A 19861-nucleotide genomic window follows, 5' to 3' on the forward strand; every position below is an offset into this window, starting at 1 on the left:
AGGGGGCGACCCAACGGAGCTGCCATGGTGATGGGATTCCTCAGCGCGGTCGTGCTCGCCGGAGGTGCCTGGCTCGCGGCGAGCGTGCGCGTGGTCAAACAGTACGAACGCGGCCTGGTCTACCGCTTCGGCCGGGTCCGATCGAGTGTGCGGGAACCCGGGCTGGCGATGCTCGTGCCGTTCGCGGATCGCCTGCAGAAGGTCAACATGCAGATCGTGACCATGCCGGTGCCCGCCCAGGACGGCATCACCCGGGACAACGTCACCGTCCGGGTCGACGCGGTTGTGTACTTCAAGGTCGTCGACCCGGTGGTCGCCGCGGTCAATGTGCAGGACTACCGCGCCGCGGTCGGGCAGGTCGCGCAGACCTCGCTGCGTTCGATCATCGGCAAGAGCGATCTCGACGACCTGCTGTCCAACCGTGAGCGGCTCAACCAGGGCCTCGAGCTGATGATCGACAGTCCCGCGCTCGACTGGGGCATCCACATCGACCGGGTCGAGATCAAGGACGTGGCGTTGCCGGAGGCGATGAAGCGCTCGATGTCGCGGCAGGCCGAGGCGGAGCGGGAACGGCGCGCACGCGTCATCTCCGCCGATGGTGAGCTCCAGGCCTCGCACAAGCTCGCGCAGGCCGCGGCGGCGATGGCCGACACGCCTTCCGCGTTGCAGTTGCGGTTGCTGGAGACCGTGGTCCAGGTGTCCTCGGAGAAGAATTCGACGCTGGTGCTGCCGTTCCCGGTGGAACTGCTGCGTTTTCTCGACGCGCAGACGGCGAAGGCGGCGAAATCCGAGCCCGCCGAACCGCCCGCGACGGCGGCGAACGGGCCCGAGGTGAACGGGAACGGTGCCCCGGCGCCGAGACTGCCGAGCGATTCCGACGTCGTTTCGCCGCGCCCTGCGGACTAGCTCGTCGAGGTCCTTTCGGACTCTTTTCGGTGCCCGGAAAACCGGTTTCGCGCCGGGCGATTTTCCCTAGGATCGGTGGAGGAAGATCCACCGACCGGAGGAGAACCGCATGTCCGTCCGCCCCTTCCGATTCGGCGTGAACATGGCGATCGGCGAATCACGGGCGAAGTGGCAGGACAAGGCGCGGCGCGCGGAAAGCCTCGGCTACGACGTGCTCATGGTGCCCGACCACCTGGGCTTCCCCGCGCCGTTCCCGATGCTGGCCTCGGCGGCGGAGGCCACCACGACCGCCCGGCTGGGCACGTACGTGCTGAATTCGGGCTTTTACCGCCCCGCGCTGCTCGCGCGGGAGGTCGCCACCATCGATCTGCTCACCGACGGCCGTTTCGAGCTCGGCCTCGGCGCGGGCTATGTCGAAGAGGAGTTCAAGGCGGCCGAGCTGCCCTTCGTCAGCGGTGGCGAGCGCCTGAAGCAGCTGAAGCACACCGTCGCCGAGGTGCGGCGCATGCTCACCGGCGACCACCAGCCCCCGGCCGTCCAGCGCCCGGCACCGCCGATCATGGTCGCCGGAGTCGGACCCCGGATGCTGCGTTTCGCCGCCGAGCAGGCCGAGATCGTCGGCATCGCGGGCGCGCTCCCGCTGGACGAAACCGACACCGGCCACGCCGCGCTCGCCAAGACGATGGACCTGGTGCGTACCGCGGCCGCCTCGCGCGAGACGGCGCCCGAACTGAACCTGCTCGTGCAGGGTGTCTTCCCGGACCCCTCGAAGGCCGAACTGTCCTTCCAGCGCACGCTCGCCCCCGAGCTGTCCGACGAACGGATCCTGAAGCTGCCCGGCATGCTGATCGGCAGCCCGGCCACGATCGCCGACAAGCTGCGCGAATACCGGGAAACCTACGGGCTGACCTATTTCAGCGTGATCGAATTCCACATGGACGTCTTCGCGGAGGTCATCGAACTGCTGCGCTGACCGCTCAGTCGTCCAGCTTCCCGTTGACGCCCAGGATGATGATCGTGGTGAAGAACCCGAGGTAGAGCGCCACGATGACGTAGCCGATGACGACCGCGGCCAGCGCGAGGTTCCGCCCGCCCGCCTCGCCGCGGTTGGCCTTGGCCAGCGCGATGTGCCCCATGATCAGCCCGGGCAGCGCGCTGACGCACGAGCAGAACCCGACGATCGAGCACACCAGCGCGCCGATCGCGAGGGCGTTGTCCTGCGACTGCGCCGAACCCGCCGGCGGGATGCCGAACGGCGCGGGCGGCCCGTACACGGGCTGGGAGTACGGCGTTCCGTAGGGCGGTGCGGGCGGCGGGTAGGTCGCGTCCGGGTACGGCGCGGCGGTGGGGTCCGGGGCGGGCGGGACGAACGGGCCCGCCGCGGGGACGTCAGGGGCGGGTGGCGGCTCGGCGCCCGGGATGTGCGCGACCGGGATGTCGAGCGGGACGATCGGCTCGAACGGCGCCGGATCGGCCGTCGCGGGCGGTTCGTAGGCGCCCGGCTCCGCGGTCGGCGGCGCGTCGAAGGCCTGCGGCGGTTCGACGGTGGACGGCGGCTCGAACGGCGCGGGATCGGCGGTCGCGGAGGGCTCGTGGTCCGGCTTCACCGGTTCGGGCCGCTCCTGCGGATCGGGTGTGGTGCTCATGGGCTCCTCGCTGTGTTCTCGCCGGGCCACAACCGTAACGTCACCGTCCGGGTGGCCTCCGCGGGTCGGCGTGGCCCTCGGCCGGGTGAGCGTGAGCACCCTCATAGCAGGGCGCGGGCTTTCGCGTCATACTCACCGGTAACCCAGCGCCGGGAGCCGGCGTCTCGCCTTCTTGGAGAAAGAGAGCAGCGATGGCCCGCCTCGCCCAGACCGCCGGTCTGACCGACGTCCAGTCGGAGATCCTCGCCACGGTTCGCCAGTTCGTGGACAAGGAGGTCATTCCGCACGCGCAGGCGCTGGAGCACGCCGACGAGTACCCGGCGGACATCGTCGAGGGCATGAAGGAGATGGGCCTGTTCGGGCTCACCATCCCGGAGGAGTACGGCGGGCTCGGCGAATCGCTGCTGACCTACGCGCTGGTGGTGGAGGAGATCGCGCGCGGCTGGATGAGCGTGTCCGGCGTGATCAACACGCACTTCATCGTGGCGCACATGATCTCCCGGCACGGGACGCCGGAGCAGAAGCAGCACTTCCTGCCGAGGATGGCGACCGGCGAGGTGCGGGGCTCGTTCTCCATGTCGGAGCCGGACCTGGGCTCGGACGTCGCCGCGATCAAGACCAGGGCGCGTCGCGACGGTGACGACTACGTCATCGACGGCGCGAAGATGTGGCTGACCAACGGGGGCAGCTCGAACCTCATCGCGCTGCTGGTGAAGACCGACGAAGGGGCCGAGAAGCCCCACCAGAACCTGACCACGTTCCTGGTGGAGAAGCCGTCCGGGTTCGGCGAGGTGGCGCCGGGGCTGACCATTCCCGGCAAGATCGACAAGATGGGCTACAAGGGCGTCGACACCACCGAGGCGGTGTTCGACGGCTTCCGGATCGGCGCGGACAAGGTGCTGGGTGCCGCGCCGGGCAAGGGTTTCGCGTTCATGATGGACGGCGTCGAGGTCGGGCGGGTGAACGTCGCGGCGCGGGCGTGCGGGATCGCGATCCGCGCGTTCGAACTGGCGGTGGAGTACGCGCAGCAGCGCCGCACGTTCGGCAAGGCCATCGCCGAGCACCAGGCCGTCGCGTTCAAGCTGGCCGAGATGGCGACCAAGGTCGAGGCCGCGCACCTGATGATGGTCAACGCCGCCCGGCTGAAGGACTCCGGCGAGCGCAACGACGTCGAGGCCGGGATGGCGAAGCTGATCGCGAGCGAGTACTGCGCCGAGGTCACCCAGGAGGCCTTCCGCATCCACGGCGGCTACGGCTACTCGAAGGAGTACGAGATCGAGCGCCTCATGCGCGAGGCCCCGTTCCTGCTCATCGGCGAGGGCACCAGCGAAATCCAGAAGACGATCATCAGCCGCGGCCTGCTGCGCGAGTACCGGACCCGGGGCTGACCGCGCGGCGGTCTTTCTCACACTCCGGTCCCCGCCTCCGCACGCCGGGTAGGCACGGCTCACGGGTCCTTGACAAGATGGAGGACCACGGAGCGCGGACGAGCGGGTGATGACGGTGACTGGTCCTTTTGGGGGCGGACGGCAGGCAGGCGGGACACCCCGGCTGCCGACGCCGCCGACCGGCTGGCCCATCGGGTCGTACGCGACCTACGGCGAGGCCCAGCAGGCGGTGGACTTCCTGGCGGAGAGCGAGTTCTCGGTCGGCGACGTCACGATCGTCGGCATCGACCTGATGCTCGTCGAACGCGTCATCGGCAGGCTGACCTGGGGCCGGGTGCTGGCCACCGGCGCGGTGTCCGGCGCCTGGTTCGGGCTCTTCGCCGGGCTGCTGCTCGGCCTGTTCGTCAACCGGGGGTTCGCGCTGCAACTGCTCACCGGCCTGGTGCTCGGTGTGCTGTCCGGGCTGATGTTCGCCGCGATCGGCTTCAGCATGTCGCGCGGGCGCCGCGACTTCTCCTCGGCGAGCCAGCTCGTCGCGGGCCGCTACGACGTCCTCTGCCAGCCGCGGACCGCCGAACGCGGGCGGGAGCTGCTGGCCAAGCTCGCACTGGGCTCCCAGAAGTAACGCGGATACCCCATCCGGTGCCGGGCCGATACCCCTCTTCCGAGGGGGATTCCCGGGGTCGTCCGGCGGTTCGCGACGCGGTGGGCTGAATCGTTACCGTCACTGCTTGCCAGCATCGAACGCCCGGCATAAGTTGTCCGACACCAGTCGGGCGGCGGTGGACTCCAACGGCGTCGCCCGAGTACTAGCACGTCGGTGTGCTGGCTTGGGTCTGCCTCAGCTCGTCGCGGTGCCTGCCACGCGCCGTGGCGGCCGGCGTGCGCGGGGCGAGGAGGCCTTTCATGGGGAAAAGGATCACCGCGCGTATCCGGGGACGTTCTCCCGGAGGTCGCGCCACCGCCCTGCTGGGCACCGGCACCCTGACCGCGGGGCTGCTCGCGGGCTGCGGGGGTGGCGGGGGCATCACGGTCAACGTCTACCAGGCGCCCGAGGACCACTTCCAGCAGGTCGTGGACAACTGCAACGCCAAGGCGGCCGGACGCTACAAGATCGTCTACAACAAACTGCCGCGTGGTTCGGACGGTCAGCGTGAGCAGATGGTGCGCAGGCTCGCCGCCGGGGACACCTCGATCGACGTCCTCGGGCTCGACATCACCTGGGTGCCGGAGTTCGCCGAGGCGGGCTGGGTCGACGAGTGGACCGGCGCGTACAAGGAACAGGCGACGCGGGACGTGCTGCCGGCGCCGCTGAAAACCGCCACCTGGAACGGAAAGCTCTACGGGGCGACGAAGAACACCAACGTCCAGCTGCTCTGGTACGACGACCGCGTCACCCCGAACCCGCCGAAGACGTGGGACGAGATGATCGATCAGGCCGTGGGGCTCAAGGCACAGGGCAAGCCGCACAACATCGTGTTCACCGGCGCGCAGTACGAGGGCCTCGTCGTCGTGTACAACACGCTGGTCGAGTCGATGGGCGGGCGCATCCTGTCCGACGACGGGAAGTCCGTGGTGATGGACGCGGGCGCGGTCAGGGCGCTCGACCTGCTGAAGAAGGTGACGTCCTCGGGCATCACCGACCCGTCGCTCACGAACTCCAAAGAGGACGATGTCCGGCAGTCGTTCCAGCGCGGCACCGCCGCGTTCCAGCTGAACTGGCCGTTCGTCTACGCCTCCTACGCCAAGGAGAAGCCGCAGGAGGTCTCGCACATCAAGTGGGCGGTGTACCCGCGGGCCGATCCCGCCGTCCCCGCGAAGACGACGATCGGCGGCGTCGACTTCGCCGTCAGCTCGTACTCGCAGCACAAGCCGGAGGCGTACGACGCGGCGTTGTGCCTGCGCAGCCCGGAAAGCCAGAAGTTCTCGGCGATCAACGACGGTGTCCCGCCGTCGATCGAGTCGGTCTACCACGACGACGTCCCGGTCGATCCCGCCAAACCGGTGAGCGACGACAACCCGAACATGGCGAAGAAGTACCCGATGCGGGACAGCATCCTCGCGGCGCTGAAGAACGCGGCGCTGCGCCCGCTCACCCCGGCGTACCAGAACGCCTCGACTCTGATGTCGAAGATCCTTTCCCCGCCCTCGGCGATCGATCCGGTGAAGACCGCGGACAAGCTGCGGGAGCAGCTCGATGACGCCCTCCAGTCGAAGGGAGTGATCCCGTGACCGTGCACGAAACCTCCACTGTGGACACTGTGGCTCCTCGTAGGGGAAAGCCCGCGCTCAGTGAGGGAAAGAAGGCCGAGCGCAGGCTGGGGCTGCTGCTGTGCGCGCCCGCGGCGCTGGTGATGATCGCCGTCACCGGCTATCCGATCGTGTACTCGCTGTGGCTTTCCCTGCAACGCTACGATCTGCGGTTCCCGGCGCAGAAGGAGTTCGTCGGGCTCGCGAACTACGCGGCCGTACTGTCCAGTTCGTACTGGTGGACGGCGTTCGGCACCACGATGGTGCTGACGATCGTGTCGGTGGTGATCGAGTTCGCGCTCGGCATGGCGCTCGCGCTGATCATGCACCGGACGCTGGTGGGCCGCGGCCTGATCCGCACCGTCGCGCTCATCCCGTACGGGATCGTGACGGTCGTCGCGGCGTACTCCTGGTTCTACGCCTGGACGCCGAAGACCGGGTACCTCGCGAACGTCATCGCGCCGGATTCCGCGCTGCTGACCGAAAAGATCCCGTCCCTGCTGATCATCATCGGCGCCGAGGTGTGGAAGACCACGCCGTTCATGGCGCTGCTGCTGATGGCCGGGCTCGCGCTCGTGCCGGACGACCTGCTCAAGGCGGCCGCGATGGACGGCGCGACGGCGTGGCAGCGGTTCACCAAGGTCATGCTGCCGGTGATGAAGCCGGCGATCCTGGTCGCGCTGTTGTTCCGCACACTCGACGCGTTCCGCATCTTCGACAACATCTTCGTGCTGACCAACGGCGCGCAGGACACGTCGTCGGTGTCGATGCAGACCTACAACAACCTGGTCAAGGGGCTCAACCTCGGGATCGGGTCCACGATGGCCGTGCTGATCTTCCTGACCGTGGCGATCATCGCGTTCATCTTCATCAAGGTGTTCGGCACCGCGGCGCCGGGCTCGGACACCGGGGGGAGGCGCTGATGGCCATCGGTGGAGCGGTCACGACCGGCCGCAAGGTCAAATGGGGACTCGTCGACATCCTGGTGCTGGTGTTCGCGCTGGTGCCGGTGCTGTGGGTGGTGTCGCTGTCGTTCAAGACCAAGGACACCCTGACCGACGGGAACTTCATCCCGCGCTCGTGGACCTGGCAGAACTACGCGGACATCTTCCAGACCACGGAGTTCATCCGGGCGCTGGTCAACTCGATCGGCATCGCGGTGATCGCGACGGTGATCGCGGTGGTGCTGGGCACGATGGCGGCGTACGCGATCGCCAGGCTCGACTTCCCCGGCAAGCGGCTGCTGGTCGGGATGTCCTTGCTGATCGCGATGTTCCCGCAGGTTTCGCTGGTGACGCCGCTGTTCAACATCGAGCGGAGCCTCGGCCTGTTCGACACCTGGCCGGGGCTGATCCTGCCCTACATCACCTTCGCGCTGCCGCTGTCGATCTACACGCTTTCCGCGTTCTTCCGGGAAATCCCGTGGGAGCTGGAGAAGGCGGCCAAAATGGACGGTGCGACCCCGGCGCAGGCGTTCCGGAAGGTGATCGCGCCGCTCGCGGCGCCGGGCGTGTTCACCACGGCGATCCTGGTGTTCATCTTCTGCTGGAACGACTTCCTGTTCGCGATCTCGCTGACGTCCACCGAGTCCTCGCGCACGGTACCGGCGGCGCTGTCGTTCTTCACCGGGTCCTCGCAGTTCGAGGACCCGACGGGTCAGGTGTCCGCGGCCGCGGTCGTGATCACCATCCCGATCATCCTGTTCGTGTTGTTCTTCCAGCGTCGCATCGTGGCGGGGCTGACCTCCGGTGCGGTGAAGGGGTAACGCAATGGCTGAGATCGTTCTCGACAAGGTGTCGAAGAAATACCCCGATGGCGCGCTCGCGGTGTCCGAAGTGGACTTGACGATCGCCGACGGTGAGTTCATCATCCTCGTCGGCCCGTCCGGCTGCGGGAAGTCGACCACGCTGAACATGGTGGCGGGGCTGGAGGACATCTCCTCCGGCGAGCTGCGCATCGACGGCAAGCGGGTCAACGAAAAGGCGCCGAAGGACCGGGACATCGCCATGGTGTTCCAGTCCTACGCGCTCTACCCGCACATGAGCGTCCGGGAGAACATGGCCTTCCCGCTTCGACTGGCCAAAGTGGACGACCGGACGGTGCGGACCAAGGTCGACGAGGCGGCGAAGATCCTCGACCTGACCCAGCACCTGGACCGCAAGCCCGCGAACCTCTCCGGTGGCCAGCGGCAGCGGGTCGCGATGGGGCGCGCGATCGTGCGCAACCCCAAGGCGTTCCTGATGGACGAGCCACTGTCCAATCTGGACGCCAAGCTGCGCGGCCAGATGCGGACCTCGGTGTCGAAGATCCAGAAGCAGCTCGGCACCACGACGTTGTACGTCACGCACGACCAGACCGAGGCGATGACACTGGGCGACCGGGTCGTGGTGCTGCGGGCCGGGTACGTGCAGCAGATCGGCTCGCCGCAGTTCCTCTACGACAACCCGGCGAACCTGTTCGTGGCCGGTTTCATCGGCTCGCCGTCGATGAACTTCGTGCCGGCGACACTGGAGAACGGGGCCGCGCGCGGCGCGCTCGGCGACATCCCGCTGACCGACCGCGTGCGGCGGCTGGTCGAGAGCGCCGGCGCGCCGCGCGAGGTCATCGTCGGCATCCGCCCGGAGTCCTTCGAAGACGCCGCGCTGCTCGACGCGGGGCAGAAGGCGAAGGGCGCGACCTTCACCGCGCACATCGACGTGCTGGAGTCGATGGGCTCGGAGAAGTTCGCCCACTTCACCGTCGAGGGCGAGCTGGCGAGCACCTCGGAGCTGGCCGAACTGGCCGAGGACAGCGGATCCGCCGACGTCCCCGGCGGCGGCGCGCAGATCGTCGCGCGGCTCTCGGCGGCGTCGGGCGCGGCGGAGAACGGCGACCTCGAAGTCTGGTACGACGCCGACAAGATCAAGCTGTTCGACCCGTCCACCGGCAAGAACCTGACCTACTCGGAATAGCTCTCGCGTCGGTCCGTGAATGCCACATTGAGGGACTCAGAGTCCCTCAATGTGGCATTCACGGACCTGCCAGGGCTCAGGGAAGTTTGGGGAAGACCGCGGTGGCGGCGGTCTTCGCCGCGTCGCAGGTGGCGTCGTTCGCGTCGCCGCCGGTCTCGACCACCTTGATTTCGGCTCTCTCGCGCCGTTCCGCGGTGCCCTGCGCGGGCTGGGTGGTGTCGACCGAACAGAACGATCCCGCCGTGCTCACCCGTGCTTCCCTGCCGCCGAGCGTTTCCTTGGGCCCCGGCGCGGCGGTCTGCTCCACGGACAGCTGCACGCTGAGCTTGCCGCGGATGCAGCTGTGCCCGGACAGCGCGGCCGTGGGTTTCGTGCCAGGGCCGCTCGCGGCGTCGAGCTGGTGGTCGTCGAGCAGCGTGCAGGGGTCCACCCTGCCCCACGACGCCGGCGGGAGCGCCAGCCTGCCCACCTTGCCCGCGGTGATCGTGGCGACCGCGCCCCCGACCTCCGCGTCCGCCTTGGCACACCGGGCGTCGGCGGGGCCGGGAGTCCCGACGTCGGTGACCGACAGGTTCAGCCGGATGCCGTCGGCGAAGATGACGACCCTGGTGCAGGTGGTATCGGTCTTGAACGTCGACTGCTGCACGCTGACGCCGTCGGGCAGCGGCCCGAAGTACTCGTACGGCTTGAGGTTCGGGTCGACGTCGGAGGACACCGGCCCGGCCGTGATCGCGCGCTGGGCCTGCCCCTCGATCACCCCGCCCTGGCACCATTCGAACGACGACGCCGGTGGCTGCACGACGCGCCCTCCGCCCGCGAGGCGCGGCAGGTCGAGCAGGCTGCAGTAGTCGACGGTGGCGAAGTCGCCGAGCGCGTTGACCGCCGTCAGCGGCGTGCTCACCGGTGGCTCCGGTGCCGCCTGGGGGCTTGCGCATCCGGCAGCGAGCACAACGCTACTCAGGGTCACGGCCAGTACACGACTGTTCCAAGGCACCGGGATGGACTATCACTTGTGGCACCCGGAAAACCACCCCTTGTGTCCAATTCCCTGTGTCTGCGTGGGGGAGCGGAGCGTCGGTTCCCCTAAGGGCTGAGTCCGTCTTCGGCCTGATGCGAGCGTGGTCCCGCGCTGGTGAACTGGACGTATCCGGCGGAGGCGCCGCCGACGAACAAAGGATGTGACGAAGTGAGTACTCCCGTACCGCAGAAGCTGACCCGGCCGCGCCGTGGCCGCATGATCGCGGGCGTGTGCGCCGGGATCGCGCAGCGGTTCGGCGTCTCGCCGGGGATGGTCCGGCTGCTCGCGGTGCTTTCGTGCATCCTGCCCGGGCCGCAGGTCCTGATCTACCTCGTGCTGTGGGTCGTCATCCCGAACGACTGACTACCGCTCACCGGTCCTGCGCCCCAATGTGGCGTTCGGTGCGTTGGACGCACCCAATGCCACATTGGGGCGTTCGAACCCGGACCGGGGTGTTCAGCCGTGCCGCGGGGGACGCCACGCGCAGGCGGCGGCGTCGAGATCGTCGATGCACATCGGGCCGTGGGGGAGTTCGGCGCGGCCCGGTTCGGCGCGCAGGCCGTCGAGGAGCAGCGCGAAGTACCGCCGCCACACCTCCGGCCGCACCGCGTGGGTGTACTCGATGACCTCGCCGATCATCTGGTGGAGCATCGGCATGTCGGTCACGGAGAAGTCGGGCCGGAGCTGACCGGACGCCTGGGCCCGTTCGACGACCTCTGTGATCAACGGCACCAGGCGGTTTTTCACTTCGGCGACCCGCTCCCGGCCGAACGCCTTGGACAACATGACCTCGCGCAGGCCACGGTCGCTCGAATGCAGTTCGACCGTCTTCCAGGCGAAGTCCAGAAAGCCCTGCCAGGGGTCGTCCGCGGCCAGCGCGGCCTCGGCCATCGCGCCGACCTCTTCGAGCCGGTCGACGAACATGGCCTCCACCAGGTGTTCCTTGTTGGGGAACCGGCGGTAGACCGTGCCGACGCCGACCCCGGCGTGGTGGGCGATGTCGTCGAGGGTGGCTTCGAGCCCGCGCTGGGAGAAGACCTCGCGCGCGGATTCGAGGATGCGCCGTCGATTGAGTTCGGCGTCGCGCCGCAGCGGCCGCGCCGGTGCGGCGGGAGCAGCGTCCCGTGTCATGCGTCCCATCTTAACATTTAAGTTGAGGCAGCCTCTCCGGTTCTTGTGTACCGTGATCGACGTAAGGGGAGACGGTTACTCCACATAGCTTCGTTGATCACTATTCGTAAGGACTTTCGATGACAGAGTCATCCGTCGCTGTCGCCGCGCCACCGGGGGACGTCCACAGCGCCAATCCGCATCACGCCAGACGATGGCTGATCCTCGCGGTGATCGGGATCGCGCAGCTGATGGTGGTGCTCGACGCGACCGTCGTGAACATCGCGCTGCCCTCGGCCCAGCACGCGCTCGGCTTCTCCGACGACGCGCGCCAATGGGTCGTCACCGCGTACGCGCTCGCGTTCGGCAGCCTGCTGCTGCTCGGCGGGCGCATGGCGGACCTGTTCGGCCGTAAGAACGCGCTGCTGGTCGGCCTGGCCGGGTTCGCCGCGGTGTCCGCGCTCGGGGGAGCGGCGAGCAACATCGAGCTGTTGCTGGTCGCGCGGGCCGCGCAGGGTGTGTTCGGCGCGCTGCTCGCGCCGGCGGCGTTGTCGTTGCTGACGACGACGTTCACCGACCCGAAGGAGCGCGGACGCGCCTTCGGTGTGTACGGCGCGATCGGTGGCGGGGGTGCCGCGGTCGGGCTGCTGCTCGGGGGTGTGCTGACCGAGTACCTCAACTGGCGCTGGTGCATGTACGTCAACATCGTCTTCGCGGTCATCGCGTTCGTCGGTGCTTTCGTGCTGCTGCGCAAGGAGGAGTCCGACGGCCCGCGCCCGAAGCTGGACCTGCCCGGCACGATCACCGCGACCGCCGGCCTGTTCGCCGTGGTCTACGGCTTCTCCAACGCCGAGCGCAACTCCTGGTCCTCGCCGTCGGTGTGGGGCTTCCTGACCGCGGGCGTGCTGCTGCTGGTCGCGTTCGTCGTGATCCAGCAGCGCGTCGCGCACCCGCTGCTGCCACTGCGTGTCCTGCTCGACCGTGATCGCGGCGCCGCCTACATCTCGATGTTCCTGCTCGCCATCGGGATGTTCGCGATCTTCCTGTTCCTGACGTTCTACATCCAGCTGAACCTCGGTTTCACGCCGATCCAGAGCGGCGTCGGCTTCCTGCCGATGGTGGCCGCGCTGATGCTCAGCGCGACCACGGCGACCAGTGTCCTGCTGCCGAAACTGGGCGCGCGGCCGCTGGTGCCGACGGGCATGGTGATCGCGGCGCTCGGTCTGTTCTGGCTCAGCAACCTGGACCTGACCAGCACCTACACCAGCGGCGTGCTCGGCCCGCTCATCGTGATGGGCCTCGGGATCGGCCTGTCGATGGCGCCCGCGATGAGCGTCGCGACCTTCGGCGTCGACCCGCACGACGCCGGTGTCGGCTCCGCGGCGGTCAACACGATGCAGCAGGTCGGCGGTTCCATCGGCACCGCGCTGCTGAGCACGCTGGCCAGCAACGCCGCGACGTCGTTCGTGGCGGGCAAGCAGCCGACGCCGCAGCTCGCGGCCGAAGCCGCCGTGCACAGCTACACGACGGCGTTCAGCTGGGCCGCGGTGATCTTCCTCGCGGGTGGTGTCATCGCCGCGTTGCTGCTGCGGTCCGGCAAGCCCGTCGCCGCCCCGGAAGGCGCCCCCGCCGCCGTCCACATGTAGTCACGAAGGTCCGTGGGGGCCTCCTTGAGGGACTCTAGTTCCCTCAAGGAGGCCCCCACGGACCACTGACATATGGCATGCTGAGCGCATGACTGGACGAATGGACAGCACCTCCGCGCGGTGAACGCGGCTATCGGCCGTTTACGGCCCTGGGGATCCTTACCCCGTAATGATGTTCTCGCGTCCACAGTGGACGCTTATGGGCGGATGATCTGTCTCGCCCGCGACGGGTCGATTCTCGTTGACGACGAAGTCGTCTGCCGGGTGGAGATCCCGGACATCGAGCTGGTCAGCAAGATCGACAGCCTTGGCGAGGGGTTCGTCCTCGCGAAAGGCCGTTGCCAGATCCGGGCTGGTGAGGAACCTCCGCTCAACGCCTGGATCATCGACGCGGGCGGCCGGATCGAAGTCGCCTTCCACGCCGGTGACGGGATCGAAGAAATCCTGACCGACCAGTCGGGCGATATCTGGATCGGCTACTTCGACGAGGCTTTCATCATGGCCGCGCGCGTCCGTGAGCTGCGTGGTCAGCGCAAACCCCTCGGCGAGGGCGAGCGGATGGCGATGCCGTTGCCCGGCCTCATCCGGTGGAGTGCGGACGGCGAACCGCGGTGGTACGCGCAGCTGGCACCCGTGCGGCTCGACTGGGTGGACTGTTATGCGCTCAATGTCGGCCGGCGCAAGGTTTGGGCGATTCCCTATCCGGGCTTCCCGGTGGCGGAAATCGATCGCGACGGGATTCGCGTGGCTCGTCGATCGCCGATCAGGTTTCCCAGCGCGATAGCCGTGTCGGGAAGGAACTTCCTCTTCCTGACCGGAGACGACATCCCGGGCCACTACGACTGCGTACCGGCCTCCGTCGAGGACGGCGAACTCGTCGCCGGGGAACCGGTGCCGTTGCTGCTTCCCGACGGCTCCCGGCCCACGGCATGGGCCACCCGCCGGGTCTGCCGGGACGACCGGATATGGCTTCGGTTCGGCGAAACCTGGTACGTGCTCAGCGTTTCCGACTGCGGACCGCTTCGATGACCTCGTCGTCCCAGCGGTGCGTGCGGATCAGCCGGTACCGTTCGCCCGCCACCCACAGGTAGGCCTCGGCGTCGGTGCGCGTGCCGATCAGGTCGGCCTGCCGCAGCATCCCGACCACCGGCGTGAACTCCTCGTCGAACCAGCGCTGCGCGACGCTCGCCCGATCGCAGAACCGCCCCTCGTCCTGCATCAGCCGGAAACCCCACGCCTCGACGTGCTCGCCGAGCTGCGCGTAGTCCCACGGATCCGACACGATCACCGACGCGCGGGCGGGCCCGGTCAGCGGGACGCGTTCGAGGAACAGCCGCCGGTAGTCCTTGACGATCAGGTCGCCGCGGAACCGGATCCCGCTCGGGTCGAGCTTCGTCCGGACCGCGGTGACCTGAGCCTCTATTGTGGACAGTCCATGCGCGTGCGCGACGGAAACCCGGTGGTGCCCGTCGATGATGAAGTGCAGCTCGCCGACGCGGTACACCTCGATCGGCGGGATCTCCTCGCCGCGGCGCGCGGCCAGCGCGAGCCGTTCCCAGCGTTCCCGGACCCGCCCCGACGTCGGCCGGAAGCGCCGGTCGAAGTCGCGGCCGCGATCCACACTGCCCACGATCGAGTCCAGTGCGATGACCCGGAGCCCGATCCGTCGCTCGCCGACGTAGCCGAGCGCGTCCACGACCTCGGTGAACGGCAACATGATGTTCACGTCGTCGGGCTCGCCGCGCAGCCACTTCGCCAGCCGCGACAGGACCTGGCGCCGCCGCGCGCGCAGGAAGTCGTGTTCCGCGTCGGCCCTCGGAAACCCGGTTTCCCTGCTCATGTGAACTCCATGATCCGATGGCCGACCACGTTGCGAACGCGGGTTTCGCCCAGCCGCCGGTCCGGGACCGGCTCGCCGTGGGGGTGGATGTGCCCGTGCAGCAGCCATTTCGGCCGCAGCCGCTCGACCGTCCGGTGTAGACAGTCGAACCCGTGGTGTGGTGGATCCGGCCGGTCGCCCAGATCCCGCGGTGGCGCGTGGGTCAGCAGGATGTCGACGCCGTGGCCGTCCCGGTGGCGGCGCCACCCGGCCCGCCGGACCAGCCGCCGCGCACGGCGTGCCTGTTGCCGCTGCGTCCACTGGTTCGGCCCGTCGTTGTAGCGGACGGACCCGCCGAGCCCGGCGAACCGGAGCCCGGCGACGTCCACGACGCGTCCGTCGGCGTTGATCCCGCCTGCCGGGCCCGGCCACACCGTCGGGAAACCGTCCTTCATGGACAGTCCGCCGTAACGGGTGTAACCGCTCAGGTCCGGGTCGTGGTTGCCGGGGACGAACACGCACGGCGCGTCCAGCGCGCCGGCCAGGAACTCCAGGTACTCATACGGCAGATCGCCGGCGCCGACGACGAGGTCGACCGGACAGGCGCGGACCGCGTCGGTCCACAGCCGCTCGTCCACCTCGTCCGCGACGACCAGCGCTTTCGGCATGCGCTCAGGGTAAGCCCCCCGAGCTCACTTCATCGCGGCCTCGGGGTGGGTCACGATGATCGTCGTGATCACCACGAGCCAGCTGATGCACAGCACGAGTGCCCAGAACTTGAGGTTGGTCAGGATGCGGGACATGGGAAGTCTCCTGTACTGCTACCGGGTGAAGGACGGGGTCGGGGAGGGAGCTACAACCAGTCGTTCTTCCGGAATATTCGGTACAGCATCAGGCAGATGGTGACGATGACGCCGAAGATCAGCGGGTAGCCGAACTTCCAGTGCAGTTCCGGCATGAAGTCGAAGTTCATGCCGTAGATCCCGGCGATCATCGTCGGGACGGTGATGATCGCCGCCCATGCGGTGATCTTGCGCATGTCGGTGTTCTGCTGCAGCGAGATCTTCGCGACGGTCGCGTCGACCAGGGTGCTCAGCAGCTCGTCGAACGCGGCCACCCGCTCGGACACGGTCGCGAGGTGGTCGGCGACGTCGCGGAAGTACGACCGGACCTCGTCGGGCACCAGCCGCGTGTAGCCCTCGGAAAGCCGCTGGACGGGCGTCGCCAGCGGCAGCACCGCGCGGCGCAGTTCGAGGACTTCCCGCTTCATCAGGTAGATCTGCTCGGCGCTGACCTGTGAGCGCGGCGCGAACACCTGCGCCTCGATCTCGTCGATGTCCGACTCGATCCGGGTGGTGACCTCGAGGTAGTGGTCGACGACGTGGTCGGCGATCGCGTGCACGACCGCGGCGGGGCCGAGCGCGAGCCGCTCCTGGTCCTCGTCCAGCTCGCGGCGCAGCCTGGCCAGGCCGGAGTGGTTCCCGTGCCGCACGGTGACCACGAAGTCGCGGCCGAGGAAGAGCATCAGCTCGCCGGTCTCGACGATCTCGTTCGCGGTGGTCGGCGACTCGTGCTCCACGTAGCGCACGGTCTTGAACACCATGAACAACGTGTCGTCGTAGCGCTCCAGCTTCGGCCGCTGATGCGCCTCCAGCGCGTCCTCGACGGCCAGCTCGTGCAGCCCGAAGGTGTCCGCCACGCCCTGGATCTGCTCGGCGTCCGGCTCGTGCAGGCCGATCCAGACGAACCCCTCGTGCCGCTTGCGGACCTCTTTGATCGCCTCGGAGTGCGTCCAGCGGCCGGGCAGGCGGCGGCCGTCGACGTACACGGCGCAGTCGACGACGTAGGCCGACAGCGGCACCGGCAGCGCGCGCACCGGCGTGCCCTTGGCACGGTCGTCACCGCGGCCGCGCAGGCCGCCGAGCGAGGGAATGGCAGGCATGGGTTCTCCTGGGCTGCGTCGTGCGTGTTCGTGCGCGAAGACGACGTGCCTGGCGGACTCGTGTCCGTCCGGCGTTCACCAGCGTTCCCGGGGTGTTGCCTGGCCTAGCGGAAGAAGACGAGGCCGGGCACCGAAGGGGGAACGCTGCGACTACTAGGAAGCGGACTATCGCCACTACTACTCATGGGGTTCCCTCACCTCCTTCGGGCCGGCGCCAGCGCATGGCGCGGAGAGTGGCAGGGCTCGCGTTGACGCGCGAACACCAATGGTTGAGGGTACTCCTCACCACGAATACGTGTCGTACCAGGCTCATGGGGCGTTACGCGGACAGGAGGACGTCGGGTGCAGTTCGGGCGTTATTACGAGGAATTCGAGGTCGGCGCGGTCTACAAGCACTGGCCGGGGAAGACGGTCACCGAGTACGACGACCACCTGTTCTGCCTCATCACGATGAACCACCATCCGCTGCACATGGACGCGCACTACGCGGAGGAGACGACCGACTTCGGCAAGAACGTCGTGGTGGGCAACTACATCTACTCGCTGCTGCTCGGCATGTCGGTCCCGGACGTCTCCGGCAAGGCGATCGCGAACCTCGAGGTCGAGTCGCTCAAGCACGTCAAGCCGACCTTCCACGGCGACACCATCTACGGCGAAACCGAGGTGCTCGACAAGACGCCGTCGAAGTCGAAGGACGACCGCGGCGTGGTGTACGTCGAGACACGCGGGTACAAACAGGACGGAACGATCGTGTGCGTCTTCCGGCGCAAGGTGATGGTGCCGAAGCGGTCCTACGGTGACGCCCGCGGCGGGGAGCAGCCCGGTCGCCCCGTGCCGCACGAATGAGCGAGGAGCCCTCCATGGGGATCGCGCTGGACGAGATCAAGCGGAGACTGCGCACTTTCGCGGAGGTCGAGGCCCGCGGCGTCTCGCCGCTCTACGACCACCTCGCCACACAGGCGGCCGAGGACGACGACGTCGCGGGGCTGCTGACCGGCGCCAGGGGCGGCGAGGCGCGGGGGACGCTGCTCATGGCCACCGCGCACCGGCTCGTCCAGGCCGATCCGATTCACCCGTTGTCGCGCTACTACCCGTCGGTCGGCGGGTTCGACGGCGTCGACGCGGACACCTGGCCGCTGTTCCGTTCCTTCCTGCTGGAGCGGGCCGAGCGCGCGCGGGAGATCATCGGGGCCCGGTTCACCCAGACGAACGAAGTCCGGCGCGCGGCGCTGCTCTATCCGGCGCTCGCGCGGGTGGCGAAAGAGGCGAAGCGGTTCGCGCTGCTGGAGGTCGGCTGCAGCGCCGGGCTCCTGCTCGGGCTCGACCGGTTCGCCTACCGCTACCAGTGCGATGGTGGTGAGCAGCTCGTCGCGGGCCCGGCGAAGGCGGCGGTCGGCCTGCACTGCGCGATCGACGTCGCGCCGGGCGCGGTGCTCCCGAAACTGCCGAAGAAGCTGACGATCGGCGCGCGGGCCGGGCTCGACCGGGCGCCGGTGGACCTGCGGGACGAGGAGGAACTGGCCTGGCTGGAAGCCTGCGTGTGGGCCGACCAGCCGGACCGGCTGCGCCTGCTGCGTACCGCGGCCGCCGAACAGTCGCGCCACATGCCGGAACTTGTCGCCGGGGACGCCGTGGACGACCTCGCGCCGGCCGCCGCCCGGCTACCGGACACGTTGCCGCTGGTGGTGCTCACCAGTCACGCGCTGGCCTACCTCGGGGACCGGCGCGACGCGTTCGTCGAGGCGCTCGCCGCGCTGGCCGAGCGGCGGCCGGTGTGGTGGGTGAGCGAGGAGGCGTACCGCGTCGGCCTGGAGGCGGTCCTGCCCGGCCGGGACGACCTCGGCTGCGAAGCCGACGGGAGCGGCGGGATGTGCGTGCTCGGCGTCGTGCGCTGGGAAGGCGGGAAGCCGGACGCCCTCGCGCTGGCGCGGACCGCGCCGCACGGCCAGCGGATGACCTGGCTGCCGTAGAGGTTTCTCCCGTGGTCCCTGAAGGCCCCCTTACCGGCGCTCAGTGCCGGTAAGGGGGCCTTCACGGCGTCCGCGCTTCTCGGGCGCGGGTTGGGTGGCGGTGTTCCGAACGCTCCGTTCGGGACACTGAACGTCGCGAACGGAGCGTATGGGACATCTTCGACATTCCCTTGACGAAGCTCCCGGTTCCTCACCGCCCGGGCTTTCTTGACCGCCCAGCATGGCGCGAACGTCCCTTTCGCGACGCCGAATACCTCGGACCTTTCGCCCCTGAACATTGTCCAAACCCGTCCCGACCTGGAGGAGAACAGCAAGGGACCTTTGCTAGCGTCCGTTAGCGCGCTAATCGTTGGCAAGCTCGGGAACGAGAGCAAAGGTCCCTTGCTTCCTCGCGTCGCTGCCTTTGCGTATCTCGCTCACGCGTAAACCCCGGTCAACTGCGAGGAAGAACACCCCAATCACTCAAAGTCACGAAAAGCGCGTCGAGAAGCCGGTTCGTGGCATTGAGTGAAGTGAGATCGGCGAGGTCGGCCCAGCGGGCGTCGGCGGCGTCGTCGCCGGGCGTCAGGGTGCCGCCGACGACCTCGCAGGCGTAGTCGTGGATGTCGTAGCGACCCCTCGTCACCGAGCCGACATGGGCACGCAGGGTGACCTCAAGACCGGTTTCCTCGAGGAGTTCGCGAACCAGTGCCTGCTCGTCGGTCTCCCCGGGTTCCACTTTGCCGCCGGGGATCGTCCACAGTCCCGCATCGGGCTCATGCGCGCGCTTGACCAGCAGCAACCTGCCCTGGTCGTCGTGCAGGACCGCGCCGACGGCGCGGATCGAGCCACGCGGAGAGTCGTCCATATCCGCCAGCGTAGCGACGAATCCCCAGGTCCAGGGCTCCGCTGTACACGGAGAGTAGCCATGCGGTACACTTCCGACGGCCCACTGCCCCAAGCGCGGGACTTTCCTCCCGTGTGAGTGTTCAGTGCGGTACAACGTAGAACGTCAGGATTTTGTCGGACCGGTTGTCGCCGTAAGAGACAGGATTGATCGCGGTGAACCTGAAAAAGATTTTGACGCTGGCCGCTATCGCGCTGGTGCTGTTCTTCGTGATCGCACAGCCCGGCCACGCGGCGGGACTCGTCAGCAACGCCATCGACTTCCTCCGCAGCTCGGCCGAATCGGTGATCACCTTCGTCAGCAACATCTTCAAGGGCTAGCCGGCGGAT

Annotated in this window: 21 protein-coding genes; 14 read left to right on the forward strand and 7 right to left on the reverse strand. The window is 68.3% G+C overall.

Annotated features, from left to right (window positions below; all coding sequences use genetic code 11):
- Positions 1–24 precede the first annotated feature (24 nt).
- Together ABD987_RS34905 and ABD987_RS34910 are read left to right on the forward strand one after the other, a co-directional pair.
- Positions 25–906: an SPFH domain-containing protein gene (locus ABD987_RS34905; protein ID WP_345404238.1), complete on the forward strand. Its 882-nt coding sequence runs from the start codon at positions 25–27 to the stop codon at positions 904–906.
- 109 nt (positions 907–1015) lie between these two features.
- Positions 1016–1879 (forward strand): TIGR03621 family F420-dependent LLM class oxidoreductase, encoded by an 864-nt coding sequence (locus ABD987_RS34910; protein ID WP_345404241.1) that lies wholly within the window; start codon positions 1016–1018, stop codon positions 1877–1879.
- Positions 1880–1883: 4 nt separating this feature from the next.
- On the opposite strand, the gene ABD987_RS34915 is transcribed toward ABD987_RS34910, so the two are convergent.
- Positions 1884–2552 carry a DUF4190 domain-containing protein gene (locus tag ABD987_RS34915; RefSeq protein WP_345404244.1) on the reverse strand — a complete coding sequence of 223 codons (669 nt, stop codon included), beginning with the start codon at positions 2550–2552 and terminating at the stop codon, positions 1884–1886.
- Positions 2553–2743: 191 nt separating this feature from the next.
- Between ABD987_RS34915 and ABD987_RS34920 the strand changes: the two genes are divergently transcribed.
- From ABD987_RS34920 to ABD987_RS34945, 6 genes are all read left to right on the forward strand, one after another.
- Positions 2744–3940, forward strand: a complete 1197-nt coding sequence (locus ABD987_RS34920) for an acyl-CoA dehydrogenase family protein (protein ID WP_345404247.1) — start codon at positions 2744–2746, stop codon at positions 3938–3940.
- A gap of 109 nt (positions 3941–4049) precedes the next feature.
- A complete protein-coding gene (locus ABD987_RS34925) occupies positions 4050–4565 on the forward strand; it encodes a YflT domain-containing protein (protein ID WP_345404250.1) in 516 nt (171 codons plus the stop codon).
- Positions 4566–4846: 281 nt separating this feature from the next.
- Positions 4847–6172 (forward strand): ABC transporter substrate-binding protein, encoded by a 1326-nt coding sequence (locus tag ABD987_RS34930; RefSeq protein ID WP_345404253.1) that lies wholly within the window; start codon positions 4847–4849, stop codon positions 6170–6172.
- The gene (locus tag ABD987_RS34935) at positions 6169–7113 is read left to right on the forward strand and encodes a carbohydrate ABC transporter permease (protein ID WP_345404256.1); all 945 of its coding nucleotides are present in this window, start codon (positions 6169–6171) and stop codon (positions 7111–7113) included. The genes ABD987_RS34930 and ABD987_RS34935 overlap by 4 nt, the downstream gene beginning before the upstream one ends.
- Positions 7113–7955 carry a carbohydrate ABC transporter permease gene (locus tag ABD987_RS34940; protein ID WP_345404259.1) on the forward strand — a complete coding sequence of 281 codons (843 nt, stop codon included), beginning with the start codon at positions 7113–7115 and terminating at the stop codon, positions 7953–7955. Before ABD987_RS34935 ends, ABD987_RS34940 begins: the two co-directional genes overlap by 1 nt.
- A gap of 4 nt (positions 7956–7959) precedes the next feature.
- The gene (locus tag ABD987_RS34945; RefSeq protein WP_345404262.1) at positions 7960–9141 is read left to right on the forward strand and encodes an ABC transporter ATP-binding protein; all 1182 of its coding nucleotides are present in this window, start codon (positions 7960–7962) and stop codon (positions 9139–9141) included.
- Positions 9142–9217: 76 nt separating this feature from the next.
- Here ABD987_RS34945 and ABD987_RS34950 read toward each other — a convergent pair whose 3' ends face one another.
- On the reverse strand, positions 9218–10042 hold the full coding sequence (locus ABD987_RS34950) for a hypothetical protein (RefSeq protein WP_345404265.1): 825 nt from the start codon (positions 10040–10042) through the stop codon (positions 9218–9220).
- A gap of 285 nt (positions 10043–10327) precedes the next feature.
- Between ABD987_RS34950 and ABD987_RS34955 the strand changes: the two genes are divergently transcribed.
- A complete protein-coding gene (locus tag ABD987_RS34955; RefSeq protein ID WP_345404268.1) occupies positions 10328–10522 on the forward strand; it encodes a PspC domain-containing protein in 195 nt (64 codons plus the stop codon).
- A 93-nt stretch (positions 10523–10615) separates the two neighbouring features.
- Here the strand turns inward: ABD987_RS34955 and ABD987_RS34960 are convergent, their stop codons facing one another.
- A complete protein-coding gene (locus tag ABD987_RS34960) occupies positions 10616–11290 on the reverse strand; it encodes a TetR/AcrR family transcriptional regulator (protein ID WP_345404271.1) in 675 nt (224 codons plus the stop codon).
- A 119-nt stretch (positions 11291–11409) separates the two neighbouring features.
- On the opposite strand from ABD987_RS34960, the gene ABD987_RS34965 reads away from it, so the two are divergent.
- Together ABD987_RS34965 and ABD987_RS34970 are read left to right on the forward strand one after the other, a co-directional pair.
- Positions 11410–12915, forward strand: a complete 1506-nt coding sequence (locus tag ABD987_RS34965; RefSeq protein WP_345404274.1) for an MFS transporter — start codon at positions 11410–11412, stop codon at positions 12913–12915.
- Between the two features lie 207 nt (positions 12916–13122).
- Positions 13123–13944, forward strand: coding sequence for a hypothetical protein (locus ABD987_RS34970; protein WP_345404277.1), 822 nt, complete (start codon positions 13123–13125; stop codon positions 13942–13944).
- Here ABD987_RS34970 and ABD987_RS34975 read toward each other — a convergent pair.
- The 3 genes from ABD987_RS34975 to corA all read right to left on the reverse strand — a co-directional run bounded on the left by ABD987_RS34975 (position 13913) and on the right by corA (position 16676).
- Entirely contained in the window at positions 13913–14755 is an 843-nt protein-coding gene (locus ABD987_RS34975) for a chromosome partitioning protein ParB (RefSeq protein WP_345404280.1), read from the reverse strand. The two genes, ABD987_RS34970 and ABD987_RS34975, sit on opposite strands and share 32 nt — an antisense overlap.
- Positions 14752–15402 carry a metallophosphoesterase family protein gene (locus ABD987_RS34980; protein ID WP_345404283.1) on the reverse strand — a complete coding sequence of 217 codons (651 nt, stop codon included), beginning with the start codon at positions 15400–15402 and terminating at the stop codon, positions 14752–14754. Before ABD987_RS34980 ends, ABD987_RS34975 begins: the two co-directional genes overlap by 4 nt.
- Positions 15403–15587: 185 nt before the next feature.
- On the reverse strand, positions 15588–16676 hold the full coding sequence (gene corA / locus ABD987_RS34985) for a magnesium/cobalt transporter CorA (RefSeq protein ID WP_345404285.1): 1089 nt from the start codon (positions 16674–16676) through the stop codon (positions 15588–15590).
- Between the two features lie 342 nt (positions 16677–17018).
- Here corA and ABD987_RS34990 point away from each other — a divergent pair, with 342 nt between their 5' ends.
- Both ABD987_RS34990 and ABD987_RS34995 read left to right on the forward strand, forming a co-directional pair.
- Positions 17019–17522, forward strand: coding sequence for a MaoC family dehydratase (locus ABD987_RS34990; RefSeq protein ID WP_345404288.1), 504 nt, complete (start codon positions 17019–17021; stop codon positions 17520–17522).
- 14 nt (positions 17523–17536) lie between these two features.
- Positions 17537–18646 (forward strand): DUF2332 domain-containing protein, encoded by a 1110-nt coding sequence (locus ABD987_RS34995; protein ID WP_345404291.1) that lies wholly within the window; start codon positions 17537–17539, stop codon positions 18644–18646.
- Between the two features lie 433 nt (positions 18647–19079).
- Here the strand turns inward: ABD987_RS34995 and ABD987_RS35000 are convergent, their stop codons facing one another.
- Positions 19080–19493, reverse strand: a complete 414-nt coding sequence (locus tag ABD987_RS35000; RefSeq protein ID WP_345404294.1) for an NUDIX domain-containing protein — start codon at positions 19491–19493, stop codon at positions 19080–19082.
- Positions 19494–19687: 194 nt separating this feature from the next.
- Here ABD987_RS35000 and ABD987_RS35005 point away from each other — a divergent pair, with 194 nt between their 5' ends.
- Positions 19688–19852, forward strand: a complete 165-nt coding sequence (locus ABD987_RS35005; protein ID WP_345404297.1) for a hypothetical protein — start codon at positions 19688–19690, stop codon at positions 19850–19852.
- The last annotated feature ends 9 nt before the right edge of the window (positions 19853–19861 follow it).

The sequence above is a fragment of the Amycolatopsis samaneae genome, assembly GCF_039541975.1.
Lineage (GTDB): Bacteria > Actinomycetota > Actinomycetes > Mycobacteriales > Pseudonocardiaceae > Amycolatopsis > Amycolatopsis samaneae.

What these genes read in the sequence shown, in the direction of transcription:
- ABD987_RS34925 (WP_345404250.1), top strand. Translation starts at nt 4,050, where the DNA reads ATGACGGTGACTGGTCCTTTTGGGGGCGGACGGCAGGCAGGCGGGACA.
- corA (WP_345404285.1), bottom strand. Translation starts at nt 16,676, where the DNA reads ATGCCTGCCATTCCCTCGCTCGGCGGCCTGCGCGGCCGCGGTGACGAC.
- ABD987_RS34930 (WP_345404253.1), top strand. Translation starts at nt 4,847, where the DNA reads ATGGGGAAAAGGATCACCGCGCGTATCCGGGGACGTTCTCCCGGAGGT.
- ABD987_RS34995 (WP_345404291.1), top strand. Translation starts at nt 17,537, where the DNA reads ATGGGGATCGCGCTGGACGAGATCAAGCGGAGACTGCGCACTTTCGCG.
- ABD987_RS34920 (WP_345404247.1), top strand. Translation starts at nt 2,744, where the DNA reads ATGGCCCGCCTCGCCCAGACCGCCGGTCTGACCGACGTCCAGTCGGAG.
- ABD987_RS34905 (WP_345404238.1), top strand. Translation starts at nt 25, where the DNA reads ATGGTGATGGGATTCCTCAGCGCGGTCGTGCTCGCCGGAGGTGCCTGG.
- ABD987_RS34915 (WP_345404244.1), bottom strand. Translation starts at nt 2,552, where the DNA reads ATGAGCACCACACCCGATCCGCAGGAGCGGCCCGAACCGGTGAAGCCG.
- ABD987_RS34970 (WP_345404277.1), top strand. Translation starts at nt 13,123, where the DNA reads ATGATCTGTCTCGCCCGCGACGGGTCGATTCTCGTTGACGACGAAGTC.
- ABD987_RS35000 (WP_345404294.1), bottom strand. Translation starts at nt 19,493, where the DNA reads ATGGACGACTCTCCGCGTGGCTCGATCCGCGCCGTCGGCGCGGTCCTG.
- ABD987_RS34910 (WP_345404241.1), top strand. Translation starts at nt 1,016, where the DNA reads ATGTCCGTCCGCCCCTTCCGATTCGGCGTGAACATGGCGATCGGCGAA.
- ABD987_RS34980 (WP_345404283.1), bottom strand. Translation starts at nt 15,402, where the DNA reads ATGCCGAAAGCGCTGGTCGTCGCGGACGAGGTGGACGAGCGGCTGTGG.
- ABD987_RS34945 (WP_345404262.1), top strand. Translation starts at nt 7,960, where the DNA reads ATGGCTGAGATCGTTCTCGACAAGGTGTCGAAGAAATACCCCGATGGC.
- ABD987_RS34960 (WP_345404271.1), bottom strand. Translation starts at nt 11,290, where the DNA reads ATGACACGGGACGCTGCTCCCGCCGCACCGGCGCGGCCGCTGCGGCGC.
- ABD987_RS34975 (WP_345404280.1), bottom strand. Translation starts at nt 14,755, where the DNA reads ATGAGCAGGGAAACCGGGTTTCCGAGGGCCGACGCGGAACACGACTTC.
- ABD987_RS34940 (WP_345404259.1), top strand. Translation starts at nt 7,113, where the DNA reads ATGGCCATCGGTGGAGCGGTCACGACCGGCCGCAAGGTCAAATGGGGA.
- ABD987_RS34965 (WP_345404274.1), top strand. Translation starts at nt 11,410, where the DNA reads ATGACAGAGTCATCCGTCGCTGTCGCCGCGCCACCGGGGGACGTCCAC.